The organism is Janibacter cremeus, from assembly GCF_029395675.1.
GTDB classification, from domain to species: Bacteria; Actinomycetota; Actinomycetes; order Actinomycetales; family Dermatophilaceae; genus Janibacter; species Janibacter cremeus_A.
Genome location: NZ_CP115184.1, coordinates 1,940,748 through 1,953,500 on the forward strand (window position 1 = coordinate 1,940,748; position 12,753 = coordinate 1,953,500).

The 12,753-nt window shown below is 68.5% G+C and carries 10 protein-coding genes and 1 tRNA gene; 5 read left to right on the forward strand and 6 right to left on the reverse strand.

What is annotated here, in order from left to right:
- Window positions 1–117 precede the first annotated feature (117 nt).
- Window positions 118–1,146: a hypothetical protein gene (locus O9K63_RS09100; RefSeq protein WP_277237221.1), complete on the reverse strand. Its 1,029-nt coding sequence runs from the start codon at window positions 1,144–1,146 to the stop codon at window positions 118–120.
- Window positions 1,147–1,367: 221 nt separating this feature from the next.
- Complete coding sequence (locus O9K63_RS09105; protein WP_277237223.1) at window positions 1,368–2,219, reverse strand: hypothetical protein; 852 nt, start codon at window positions 2,217–2,219, stop codon at window positions 1,368–1,370.
- 305 nt (window positions 2,220–2,524) lie between these two features.
- On the opposite strand from O9K63_RS09105, the gene O9K63_RS09110 reads away from it, so the two are divergent.
- Window positions 2,525–2,965, forward strand: coding sequence for a hypothetical protein (locus O9K63_RS09110; protein ID WP_277237225.1), 441 nt, complete (start codon window positions 2,525–2,527; stop codon window positions 2,963–2,965).
- Window positions 2,966–3,132: 167 nt separating this feature from the next.
- On the opposite strand, the gene uvrA is transcribed toward O9K63_RS09110, so the two are convergent.
- Complete coding sequence (gene uvrA / locus O9K63_RS09115; protein WP_277237227.1) at window positions 3,133–5,583, reverse strand: excinuclease ABC subunit UvrA; 2,451 nt, start codon at window positions 5,581–5,583, stop codon at window positions 3,133–3,135.
- 43 nt (window positions 5,584–5,626) lie between these two features.
- On the opposite strand from uvrA, the gene O9K63_RS09120 reads away from it, so the two are divergent.
- Entirely contained in the window at window positions 5,627–5,803 is a 177-nt protein-coding gene (locus tag O9K63_RS09120) for a hypothetical protein (protein WP_277237229.1), read from the forward strand.
- A gap of 647 nt (window positions 5,804–6,450) precedes the next feature.
- A complete protein-coding gene (locus O9K63_RS09125; protein WP_277242301.1) occupies window positions 6,451–7,185 on the forward strand; it encodes an alpha/beta fold hydrolase in 735 nt (244 codons plus the stop codon).
- Window positions 7,186–7,282: 97 nt separating this feature from the next.
- Here O9K63_RS09125 and O9K63_RS09130 read toward each other — a convergent pair whose 3' ends face one another.
- Window positions 7,283–7,696 carry a hypothetical protein gene (locus O9K63_RS09130; protein WP_277237231.1) on the reverse strand — a complete coding sequence of 138 codons (414 nt, stop codon included), beginning with the start codon at window positions 7,694–7,696 and terminating at the stop codon, window positions 7,283–7,285.
- Between the two features lie 407 nt (window positions 7,697–8,103).
- Between O9K63_RS09130 and O9K63_RS09135 the strand changes: the two genes are divergently transcribed.
- Together O9K63_RS09135 and O9K63_RS09140 are read left to right on the forward strand one after the other, a co-directional pair.
- Entirely contained in the window at window positions 8,104–9,654 is a 1,551-nt protein-coding gene (locus O9K63_RS09135) for a replication initiator (protein ID WP_277237233.1), read from the forward strand.
- A 162-nt stretch (window positions 9,655–9,816) separates the two neighbouring features.
- Window positions 9,817–10,752 carry a tyrosine-type recombinase/integrase gene (locus tag O9K63_RS09140; RefSeq protein ID WP_431190389.1) on the forward strand — a complete coding sequence of 312 codons (936 nt, stop codon included), beginning with the start codon at window positions 9,817–9,819 and terminating at the stop codon, window positions 10,750–10,752.
- A 159-nt stretch (window positions 10,753–10,911) separates the two neighbouring features.
- On the opposite strand, the gene O9K63_RS09145 is transcribed toward O9K63_RS09140, so the two are convergent.
- Window positions 10,912–10,985: transfer RNA gene (locus O9K63_RS09145), tRNA-Thr, on the reverse strand.
- Window positions 10,986–11,070: 85 nt separating this feature from the next.
- The gene (locus tag O9K63_RS09150; RefSeq protein WP_277237237.1) at window positions 11,071–12,699 is read right to left on the reverse strand and encodes a helix-turn-helix transcriptional regulator; all 1,629 of its coding nucleotides are present in this window, start codon (window positions 12,697–12,699) and stop codon (window positions 11,071–11,073) included.
- Window positions 12,700–12,753: the final 54 nt, after the last annotated feature.

The following is a 12,753-nucleotide window of genomic DNA, read 5'->3' on the forward strand; positions in this document are numbered from 1 at the left end:
GTGTCGAGATGCAGCGAAGATTGCACAACGCGCCTTCGTATGCAGCAAAACCGCATTGTCATGAATAGTTGGAGTGTTGCGGTGTACCTCGACCTGATGTCTTCGCGCGGCGACAGTTCATGGGCGGCGCGGGGCGTCGGGTGGTGGGGTACTCAGCGTGACGCCCTCGAGTGACGCCTTCAGTGCGTGGTCCACCGGATGCGTATCGACCTGACGCGCGGCCTTGTCACGTGCGGCGCGCAGTTCGCCCAACCTGTCGAAGTCGTGGGCGTGGTGTTCGTCCACGCACTTCGTGAGCCACTCGCTGTATTGATTGAGCGGTGTCATGACCTCGTCGAGGAGCTCCCGTAGCGGCACCTTCTCGTGTGCTCGGGCGTAATCCTTCCCGGGGTCCTCGAAGGTGCGCAGGTCGACGTGGAGTAGGCGTGACGGGTACAGGGTGATGATTCGTCGGGTGGGCACCCCAATGATCGTGTCGAGCCCGACGCCCTGCTGGTACTTGTGTACGAGGGCGTTTCTCAGTCCTTGGAGGAAGGACAACGCTGGCAACTGCCATAGGGCCTTCGTGTGGGATCGCACGTCGATGCGCACTTCGGTGCCTTTGTAGGCATCGAGCACGTCGCCTTTGAGTATCTGGTCTCGGATGCTGTCGACGCTTGCCGCGAGATTGAATATGCGCTGGTCGAGTTCTAGGTGCTGATCCAAGGAAAGCTGCTCGATCGGGCCCGACTGGCGCTCGATCCGATCGAGCGACGCGACCAAGGTCGTTGCGTTTCGATGAGCGATCGTGATGATCCGGAAGACGTGTGACCACCTCACCTCGGCCAGCCACCCTGTGCTGTCACGGACCGCCTCCTCGGCAGCCTCGAGTGCGGGACCAGGGCGCACCGGCGTGGGTCTAGGGACGGCCGACCAGTCCCCGGTTTCATAGGCCTTGTAGACGGCCTCGGACTCGGAAGACCGCGGCGGGATTGTGCCTCGGCGGCGACCTTCGACACTCCACTCGGTGTCGTACAGTCGCTGGTCATCGACCCAGATGCCCGGGTGCGGCGCACGGATGTCTTCCATGATCTTTGGCGTCACCTGCTTGCCGTCGAGCGTGTACTGCCAGTCCTCGCCGGCGGAGACTGTCTCGAGCCATTGCATAGAAGTGACCGTAGCGATACCGCCTGCAGCGGGGAACCGCTCCACTAGGCCGTATGCCCTGGACGGCCTACTTTGCGCACTGGCGGCGCGTAGCCAAGTCTGTGCAATGTAGGCCGCGTGTCGTGTGCAGTCGGTGACGTTCTATGCAGCAACAGACGGGACTGCTGCACGATGAGATGACCCTGACCATGGACCCATCTACCCCTAACGCGCAGTAGCCCCTACGGGGGCGAAGCCGTTGATCGCTGGTCTACCAGCTGTAGGGCAACGTGACCGACAGACACTGTCGTGCTGAAGTCTGCGATGAAGTGGCCCGGAGCGGAGTCAGTACCAGGAGCCATCCAAGGCCAACCCCACGCGTGTGCGACTCCGCTGTAGACGTGGAAGAGCCATGTGAAGTGTTCAGCGATCTGTCGGGCGGGAAACTCCTCGTGCCCGCTCTCTCGCAGGAGCTTCTCGATAAGACGCGCTGATTCGCTCAGCATCACCTCGTCGCCCACTCTCTTCTTCTTACGCTCGAGGAGTGACTGGCGCATCACCTCCTGCTTCTCGACGAGAGCCGGGGGAGGACGGAGCTGACTCAGGGTTTCAAACTCCTTCATCGCCTCGTAGTGACGGCGTTGGCTCCGGGCGTCTTGGTCAAGCATGTCGAGGGCGTTCTCGATGCGCTCTTCATGGGAGTCGGGCGCCAGGATGTAGCAGCAGCGTGCGGATGCGAGCAGTGCTCGCCTGGCGACCGACTGCAAAACCGTGGGCAAGATTGTGTGCTGGCGCCGAAGGGCAGTAGGCATGAATGAGCGCCTAGGAGGAAGTGCCGCGCGCAGTTCCCGCTGGAGGTGCTCCAAGCTGACTCGTGTCGCTGACCATGCGGCAGGGAGGGTTCGCTTCAGCGGGACGGGATGCGGTGGCATAGCTATTCCCAAGCGATCGATGTCGCTTCCGGGTTCACCCCAATTGCCCCGGCGAGTCACGTTGTCGTGCAGCGCGATGATTAGGTCGATCTGCGCCAGCGACGACTCAAGTTGGTCGTAGTCCTCCTGAGAGTCCAGACCGATGTCCGCAACGTTCTGCATGTAAGGACGCTATAGGAGCAAGAGCAACCGGGAAGCCCGCGTCGCGGGCCGACGGTACCTTGCACACCCACGCTGGCGGGGGCCCGGTTGTGCGTCTCTCGAAGGCGTGTCGTGTGCAGTCTTCGCTGCATCTCGACATCTAGCAATGAACGCGGCTCGGAGTTGTTCGCGGACTTGAGCGTTACTCGTGGTGGGTTCATCGTCGAACGCAGCAGGTTCGCGGCCGTGACACACATGTACGGGACGTCGGATGCCGCTCGACGTGCGGGAAACTACACTCTTGAGCCGATTAACTCGACCAACCCATGGCGACCTACCCGAGCGGCCTCACCCGGACCTTCCCCGAACCCGACGACTTTCCCACCGCGGCCGCCTGGGGCGTCCAGCTCGAGCTCGCCCTCGAGGAACAGCCTCTAGGCCCCAGCGCAGCCTGCATGAACCCCGAGTGCGCCAATCCCGTGGACTACGCCCCGAGCGGCACGACCCTCATCTACTGCTCCTCCTACTGCCGCAACCGCGCATCCGACATCCGTCGCCGCATCACCCACCAACTCCGCGTCATCGACGCCGCCCTGGGACCCGACCACGCACGAGCACGAGGACTCCCCCGCGCCGCCCTCCAAGCACGCGCCCACCACCTCCACTGGTCGCGTCGAGACTCGGTGTGGGTCGGGCGGTCCGGCACCATCGGGCTCGCGCTCACGACGCCCGGCGGCGCGTCGTACGGTCGGCCTGACCTGGCGTGACGACGTCGAACTGGCGCCCGCGGCCGCTCGGTTCCTGGCGTTCGTCGTTCAGAACAAGACGTTCCCGGAGTGAGGTGTCAGATCACGAGCGCGGCGATCAGTCCGGGCGACGAGACGGGCGGCGTCGGACGCTGCGAAGAAGTCGCTGATGATGCTCGGGATCTGGCTCATGAGTCTGCTTGTGGTTGCTGCGCCAGGCGGCGCGCAAGGTACGGCGCGGTGGCACTGCCCTCGGTCGAGGCGACGTCGGTGGGGGTGCCGGTGGCGACCACCCTTCCACCCGCATCGCCGCCGCCGGGGCCGAGGTCGATGGCCCAGTCGGCGGTGGCGATCGTGTCGAGGTCGTGCTCGACGAGGACGACGGTGTTGCCGGCCTCGACGAGCAGGTGCAGTTGTCGCAGCAGCAGGGCGATGTCGGCAGGGTGGAGGCCTGCCGTCGGTTCGTCGAGCAGGTACAGCGCGTGGCCGCGGCGTGCTCGCTGGAGCTCGGTGGCCAGCTTGATGCGTTGCGCCTCACCGCCGCTGAGCTCCGTCGCGGGCTGACCCAGCCGCAAGTAGCCCAGCCCCACCTCGCGCAGCGTCTCGAGGCTCCGGGAGGCCGCGGGGACGTCGGCGAGGAACGTGGCCGCGTCGTCGACCGTCATCGCCAGCACGTCGGCGATGGTCTTGCCCTGGTAGGTCACTTCCAGCGTCTCGGGGTTGTAGCGGGAGCCATGACAGGTCGGGCACGCCGCGTAGGTGCCCGGCAGGAACAACAGCTCGACAGCCACGAAGCCCTCGCCTTGACAGGTCTCGCACCGGCCCTCGGCGACGTTGAAGGAGAACCGACCGGCGCCATAGCCGCGGGCCTTCGCCTCGTCCGTCGCGGCGTACAGCTTGCGCACCGCGTCGAACATCCCCGTGTACGTCGCCAGATTGGACCGCGGCGTGCGCCCGATGGGGCGCTGGTCGACCAGGACGAGACGGTCGAACGACTCGAGCCCCGACGCGTCCTCCACGTCGACCTCGAGGTCGGCCTGGTCGGGGTCCTCGGGGGCCAGGCCGAGGTGGCAGCGCACGAGCTCGGCGAGCACCTGCGTGACCAGCGTCGACTTGCCGGATCCGGAGACCCCGGTGACGGCCGTCAGCACGCAGAGCGGGATGTCGACCGAGACGTCGGTGAGGTTGTGGCGCGAGACGCCGCGCAGGTGCAGGTGGCCGTGCGGGGTCCGCGGGGTGTGGTCGAGGGGCTCGGCGCGCCCGAACAGGTACTGGCTCGTGGCGGACTCCTTGACGGCTTCCAGGCCGGCCACCGGGCCGCTGTAGAGCACCCGACCACCGCCTTCCCCGGCGCCCGGCCCGATGTCGACGACCCAGTCGGCGCGTCGTACGACGTCCATGTCGTGCTCGACCACGAAGAGCGAGTTGCCCGACGCCTTGAGTCGGGCCAGCACGTCGAGCAGCGGCTCGGCATCGGCCGGGTGCAGGCCGGCCGAGGGCTCGTCCAGCACGTACACGACGCCGAACAGGCCGGACCGCAACTGGGTCGCGATGCGTAGGCGCTGGGCCTCGCCGGGCGACAGGGTCGTCGAGGAGCGGCCGAGACTGAGGTAGCCCAGGCCGAGGTCGAGCAGCACCTCGACCCGCGCGACCAGGTCGGCGCAGATCCGCACCGCTACCTCGTTGGACTCCTCGGGCAGCTCGGCGACGGGCCGCAGGAGGGCGACCACTTCGGCGAACGACATCGCGTTGACCTCGGCGATGGAGCGGCCGGCGACGGTGATCGCGAGCGCCTCCGGCCGCAGCCCGCTGCCGTGGCATTCCGGACAGGGCACGCTCCGCACGAACCGCAGCGCCCGTTCGCGCATCCGCTCGCTCGTGGAGTCGGCGAGCACGTGCATGACGTGCTTGCGGGCGCTCCAGAACTTGCCGTAGTAGCCGTGGTCGACGCGGTCACGTTGTGGCTTGATCAGCACGGACGGCTGCTCGTCGGTGTAGAGCAGCCAGTCCCGGTCCTTCTTCTTCAGCCTGCTCCACGGCTTCTCGATGTCGATGCCGAGACCGCTGACGATGCTGCGCAGGTTGGCGCCCTGCCAGGCACCGGGCCAAGCGGCGATCGCGCCGTCGCGGATGCTCAGCGACGGGTCCGGGACGAGGAGGTCCTCGGCCACGTCGTGCACGACGCCCAGCCCGTGGCATCGCAGGCAGGCGCCGGCGGCGGTGTTGGGCGAGAAGGCCTCGGCAGCCAGGTGAGCGGCACCCTCCGGGTAGGTCCCGGCGCGCGAGTAGAGCATCCGCAGAAGGTTCGACAGCGTCGTGATCGTGCCGACCGTCGACCGGGAGCTCGGCGCACCACGCCGCTGCTGGAGGGCCACGGCCGGCGGGAGTCCGGTGATCTCCTGCACGTGCGGCGCACCGACCTGTTGCAGTAGCCGACGGGCGTACGGCGCGACCGACTCGAAGTAGCGGCGCTGCGCCTCGGCATAGAGCGTGCCGAACGCGAGAGACGACTTGCCGGATCCGGAGACCCCGGTGAAGGCGACCATGGCGTCGCGCGGGATGTCGACGTCGACGTCGCGCAGGTTGTGCTCACTGGCGCCCCGCACGTGCACGAAGGTGTCGCTCGGGTCGTAGGTCACCACTCATCTTACCCCCTGCGCCCTGGGGGGAGAACCCCTGGACATGACCTCCTACCGGTTCCTGGACGCCATGGGTGACGTGGTGGAGGAGGGCGACTTCGAGGACCACACCGCAGTGCTCGCCTGGGCGAGGGACGGCGACCACGACGAGGACGTGCAACGGGTCGAGTACCTCGGGCCGCAGCGCGACTGGCGCTGGGCGGGTCCACTGCTCGACTGACGTCCTAGGCCATCGAGGGCGCCGAGGGAATGTACGCGTGCGGCGACGGGGAACTGGCACATGACCAGCAGCTGGCGTGGCCCGCTCGCTCGAAGGCAGGTGGCCGTAGAAGTGGGCCGTCACCAGCCGGTGGAGCGTCCCGGTGGCAAGGGCAGGTCCAGCGCATCGCCGAGTACCACCACCCCTCCCGCAAGTCGCGGCTGGGGCCACTCGGGCCATCGCCGGCTCTGGTCGAGTCCCACCGTGAACCCACGCAGATGCCCGGTCAAGAACCCGGTGCCACAGGCAATGTGCACCGTGCGCCTCGGTGGCAGACCACGCACCAGTTCGACCACCCGGTGCACCTCGGCGTGCCACCTCGGTCGATCGCTATCGGCGAAGGTAAATCTGCCCCTCCTACCATTCGTCGTGGTCCGCGGAATGCCGGTCGTGGTATTACGCGGTCCGGCTCCCGCGCGAAACGCGGGCAAACGAGACGTCATGACCGAAGGACGCCACCTCGCGCGGGCTCATGCCCCTCTCAGACTTCCCGATCCCGTACTCCGATCCGCGTGCGGGTGACCGAACACCCCGAACTCCGGGTGAGCTAGCGTTCCGGTGTGGCGTTGAATCATGTAAGACGAGGGAGCGGCAGCCCACTGTTGCTGGTGCACGGTCTGGGCGCTGGGTGGCGATCCTGGTCCCCGATCCTCGACGAACTGGCTGAGACTCGTGAGGTCATCGCCGTCGACCTGCCGGGGTTCGGCGAAACGCCGCCGTTGACCGGCGAGGTCTCGATCGCCACCCTGACCGACTCCGTCGCGGACTTCATCCGCGAACAGGGCCTGGACGGGGTCTCGACCGTCGGCCAGTCGATGGGCGGCCGAATGGTGCTCGAGCTCGCCCGGCGGGGCGTCGGCGGCGACACCGTGGCGTTGGACCCGGGCGGCTTCTGGAGCGATCGCGAGCTCCTCGTGTTCGGTGCCACGCTGCGGCCGTCGATCGCATTGGTCCGAGCGCTGCGAGGCATGCTGCCAGCACTGCTCGGCAGCTCTGTGGGAAGGACTCTGCTGCTGGCGCAGTTGTCGGCGCGGCCCTGGGCGCTCTCGCGCGAGACCGTGCTGCCGGACGTGCGCGGGCTGGCCGACTCCCCGGCGACGGGCGCTGTCTTGGACGCCCTGACCAAAGGGCCTAAGCAGCAGGGAGCCCCGGCTGGCACAGTGCCCGGCCGGGTCACGATCGGTTGGGGTCGTCGTGACCTGGTGACCGTGCCGAGACAGGCCGCACGTGCTACGGAGCTGTTCCCCGACGCGGTGCTGCACTGGTTTGAGCGGTGCGGTCATTTTCCACAATGGGACGCACCGCACGAAGCGACACGACTAATTCTCGACAGCACCGATTGAGGTCTGTTGCTCGGCATTCCGACGGCCGTACCCGTCGCCGGAGGCGGATCCCTCACCGGAAAGTGCGCCGGCACCACGGCTATGAGGAGGGCGGCACTCAGGTCGGGAGCAACATGCTCGCAGCGATCAGCCTCCGGGTGACAGTGCGTAGCTCGGGATTCTGGAATCGCGTGGAGGTGTCGAGGCGTTGAATCGCCTGCTTGCCGTCCGCGGCGGTGTAGGTGACGACGTGCACCACGGCGTTGCGCAGCTTGTTCGCGGGCCGCCCCTCGCCGTGCACCCAGTCGACTACATCGTGCCGCCCGAATGCCCGAGCGCGGGTCTCTAGTTCAGTGATCGCCTGACCGAGAGTCAACCCAAACGGGTGATCCGATGGCGCACCGTCAAGACAGTTGATCAGGTCGCGCACGCCCGCGTGCAGCCGCGCGGCCGCCCACGTAACCCGGCCGAGCTCCACGAGCACGTCGGGATCGCATGGCATCGTGTCAACGTACGACTCAGGTGGGTCCATCGATCCATCATCGCGCGGAAGCGTGCCCGTGTGGGATCCGCTATCGGGTGGTCTTCTCTGGGCAGGTCAGACGAAACTTTGGTCACGTCGCTCGATTTTCTGGAACAGGCGGGTCGTGGACGGCAACGTGGGTGGTGCGGATCGACATAGACGCACACATGGACGGGAAGATCCCCGGGGGTCGGCTCCCCTCTCGGGCTTGACGGCTCGCACCCATAGAAGGCCGCGACAGTGACTCACTGACTGGATCCGCACCCGCGCCCTCTTCGGGTGTGCCCGGCGTTGAGCGGCTCTGGAACGTCGGTGACCACGTATCGCCGCTCACCCCACAGTCTGGGTGTGCCGCGCGGATCCCAGAGCCGCACTCCTGGTCCGCGTGGCACACCCTCTTTGGTTGGGAGGGGACCGTGGCCACCACAGACACGCCTGCCCCTTCCGCCGGCGAGGACCGCTTCCCCGGCTTCGGTGAGGACGCGCCCCTGGATATTCCCGATCTCAATCACCCCGAGAACGCCAAGCTGATCGCCCAGCGGATGCGCGACGGGTCGATGGATGATTTCTCCCAGGCACTGGGCGCCACGCACAACTGCGCCCACCCTGTCCGGCTGGCCGGGTCATCGGTCACCGTCGACACCAGGACCGGCGAAGTGCTCTCGTCCTTCGACGCGGGGCAGTTGCCGTTCGGGGTGCTCCATCGCCCGTGCGGCAACCGCCGTGCCTCGGTGTGCCCTTCCTGTTCACGCACCTACGCCCGCGACACCTACGCCCTCATCCATGCCGGGGTCGCTGGCGGCAAGACCGTCCCCGAGAAGGTGCGGGACAACCCGCTGCTGTTCGTCACCCTCACCGCCCCCTCGTTTGGGCCGGTCCACGGCCACCGAGGAGGGCGTGCGTGCCGGCCCCGGCGACGCGACGACCGCAGCCGCTGTCCTCACGGCCGGCCGTTGTGGTGCACCCGCGTCCACGACCGGGATGACGAGACCAGTGGGGCGCCGTTGTGCTTCCAGTGCCACGACACGGCGTCGGCGGTGATGTGGCAGTGGCACGCACCCGAGCTGTGGCGACGCTTCACCATCGCCCTGCACCGCGCCGTCGCCCACCACCTGACCATCCCGAGCTCGCGCCTGGGCGACCACGCGTCGATCCAGTACGCCAAGGTCGCCGAGCACCAGGCACGCGGCCTGATCCACTTCCACGCGCTGATCCGCCTCGACGGACCCGCCGCCGGCGGCACCGGTTCGCCCGCTCCCCCATCGCTGGACGGCGACACCCTCGCAGCCCTCGTGCGACAGGTCGTGCCGACCGTCACGACCATCGCCGAGCCCGTCGACTTCGAGGACACCCCACGGGTGCTGGCCTTCGGGACCCAGGTCGACGTGCGCACCGTCCGTGCCGGCTCGCGCACCGACGACCCGGCCGGCCCGCTGACCCCGGGCCAGGTCGCCGGGTATCTGGCGAAGTACTCCACCAAGGACTCCTCCGGTCTGCACGGCCGCGGTCAGCAGCGGCCGCACATCCTCGCCCTGCGCCGGCAGTGCCGGGAGATGGCTGCCCGGGCTGCGACCTTCCACGACCGGGACCACGACTACCAACGGATGGGCAAGTGGGTGCACTGCCTGGGCTTCCGTGGCCACTTCGGCACCAAGTCCCGGCGCTACTCCCTCACCCTCGGCGCGCTGCGTCGTGCCCGGTCGCGGTGGCAGGCACTGGCTGCCGAGTCCCGGCGTACCGGCCAGCCGCTCGACACCCGCGACCTCGAGGCACGGCTGCTCGCCGACGACGCAGAAGAGACCACCCAGGTTGTGGGCAGCTGGACCTACGTCGGCACCGGCTGGCGCGACCACCTCGAACAAGCCCTCGCCCTGGCCGTTGCGGCCCGCAGCCGCGAGTACGACCTGTGGAAAGCCGAACGGCGAAAGGCGCGATCTGGGCTAGAGAGGGGAGATGGCGATGTATGAGCAGGACACGAGGGATGTGCCGACATGATCGAGCGTCGAGTCCTGGACTCGGGACGAGTGCGTTGGCGGGTTCGGTACCGGACACCGGAGCACCGCCAGCGGTCCCGGACGTTCGACCGGCGTGCGGATGCCGAGGCATTCGAGGACGAGCTGCGGGGTCGAATGCGTCGTGGGGAGTTCGTCGACCCCCGACGTGGACTGGTGACGCTTTCGGCGCTGTGGTCAGAGTACGAGCAGGGCGGGATGACCCACCTACGTGTGACGACGCAGCAGAACTACCGCATGGCGTTTCGCCACGTGCTGAACCACTTCGGCACGTGGCCGGTCGCGAAGATCGAGCATGCCGACATCGCGGAGTGGGTTACCGAGCTCGGAAAGACCAAGGGCCCGGAGACCGTGCGCTACGCCCACCGAGTCTTCTGCCTCGTCCTCGACTTCGGCATCCGGACCCGGCGCCTGAGCCACAACGTCGCTCGTGGTGTGCGGTTGCCAGCGAGGCCACCATCGCGCGAGCGGATCCTGACCATGGCCCAGGTCGAGGCCCTGGCGGCACGCCTTGGTCGTGAGGGCGACCTCGTCCTGGCGATGGCCCTGCTCGGTCTGCGGTGGTCCGAGCTGGCCGCCCTCAAGGTCTCGGACGTCGACCTCGAGCGGGGCCGGGCCCGGGTGGTCGAGCGAGCCACCGAGGTCGGCGGTCGGATGGATGTCGCTGCTCCGAAGTCGCGGGCCTCTGCGCGCTCGATCGGGATCCCGCCCTCGATGCGGGAGGTGCTCGCGGCCAGGACCGCGGGTCGGTCTGCGGATGCGTTGGTGTTCCCGGCTCCGGACGGTGGCTACCTGCGCAACGGGAACTGGCGGCACCGGTCAGGATGGAGTGCCGCGCTGAAAGCAACGGGGCTCGAAGGGGTGACTCCGCACGACCTGCGCCGCACCTTCGGAAGTCTGGCGAGGAAAGCCGGCGCGGATCTGCGCTACATCCAACGGGCGATGGGCCACGAGTCGATCACCACCACGGCGCGCATCTACGCGCACCTCTACGACGACGAGCTGGACGAGCTCGCGATCGCGCTGGATGGCCTGCGGGGAGTCCAGCCATGAACCCCCTTCGCCACCCGATGTGCCCAAAGTGTGCCCATTTCGGCCCCGCTGAACTGCTCTTGGCGGCGCTTGCCAGCCTGGTCGCCATCCTTGCCGGCTCGACGAAAACCGCCCCTGACCAGCAAAAACGCCCCCGACCGTGTCGAGGGCGTTCCGCTGAGCCGCCTATCGGAATCGAACCGATGACCTATTCATTACGAGTGAATCGCTCTAGCCGACTGAGCTAAGGCGGCATGCGCCGTGGCGCGAGGCACGAGTATACGGAAGCGGTGGGTCGGGGTGAAATCGCGGGCCCACCCACCCCGGCCGCCGTGGGCACTACCCCAGGTGGTGCCTGTGGGCGAAGGCTGCCGCCTCCGTCCGGGACCTGACGTCGAGCTTGGTGAAGATGTTGGACATGTGCCGGGCGACCGTCTTGACCGAGAGGTGCAGCTCCTTGGCGATCTGGGCGTTGCTCCTGCCGGCCGTCACCAGGCGCAGCACCTCGACCTCCCTCCCGGTGAGTCCGCCGGGTCGGTCCGCCTCACCGAGCTGTCCAGCCACACCAAGTGCGTCAGGGACCGCCCCCTGAGCCACGAAGGTCTGCCTGGCGGCCTGCAGCTCGAGGACCGCGCCGGCCTCATCACCCAGCAGTCGCAGCGCGCGTCCGACGAGCACGCGTGCTCGCGCCGCCTCGTAGTCCGCTTCGAGCGCAGACCACCGCGCCAGCGCCGACCTCCCTGCGGAGAGCGCCGACTCGGGATCGTCACGGGCCAGGGCCACCTGCGCCGCCACGGTCTCGGACCCGGCACGCACCGCCGCGCAGCCGAAGTCCTCGGCGATCCCCGCGAGCTCGTCGGACAGGACGCCCGCCTCGTCCAGCAGACCTCCTGCCACGAGCGCCTCGACGCAACCCGGGATGACCCGGTGGCGGAAGATCGCGCCGTGTGTCCCGGCGAGGGTTCGTCGGACGGCAGCAACGGCCTGGTCGAGCTCACCCCTGGCCAGGGCCAGCAGGGCCCGGCCCGGCTGTGCGTCACTACCGTGCTGCAGTGCCTGCCCGTAGGCCCGGTCCGCCCCGTCGAGGTCCCCGAGCAGACGCAGGACGTCGCCGCGCTCGTGGTGGGCGAGGGCGACGGCCGGATGGCCGCCCGCCGCCTCGTACCTCTGCGCGGACCGCTCCAGCTCGATCACGGCGTCCCGGAGCGAGCCGTGGAGCCGCATCAGCTGCGCCCGGTGGACGGCGCACTGGCCGGTGAAGGCCACGATCGTGGGCTGGGCGTCGCACCACTGGGACAGGGCACGCGTCCACTGCGCCGCTCGTCCCAGGTCACCGACCCACTGGCAGGCCTCGATCATCGAGCAGTAGACCTCGCCCGCCACCAGTGGGTCGACCTCGCCCGCAACCACACCGACCATGGCCTCGTCGAGCAACCGCAGCCCCGCGGCGACCTCCCCGAAGACGGTCAGCACCCGCCCTTCCTGGTTGAGCCCGAGCGCCACGAGGTTGGGGTCGGCGTGGCGGCGTCCGCACGCCGTGATCTGCGCCGGCAGCGGCCGCGCCCCCTCCAGGTCGCCGACGCTCACCCGCTCGAGCATCCGCCCGACGAGCAGGTACCCCCGCTCCACGACGTCATCGTCGACCTCCTCGAGCACGCGTTCCCCGCGGGCCAACCAGCCTCCCGCGACCGCGCTCTCCCCCCTCAGCGCCAACAACGTCCCCAGCCGCGCCGCCGCGCGGGCGGCCAGCAGGGGGTCCGCGGCGTCGAGGGCGGCGTGGTGCGCCCGTTGCAGCGCCTGGACCGCGTCATCGGGACGGCCGAGGAGCTCGGCCGCGTCGGCCAGGGACAGGAAGTCCGTGGCGGCGAGCACGGCGTCGTCGAGGTCGGACAGCGTGCGGTAGGCCGCGAGCCACTCACGGCGCTCGTACGCGTCGCGCGCTCGGTGCAGATCCTCAACCACGCCCATGGCGACTCCCTCACCACCGATGCTAGCGGGACGGAGCACCCCGGACCGGCGTCG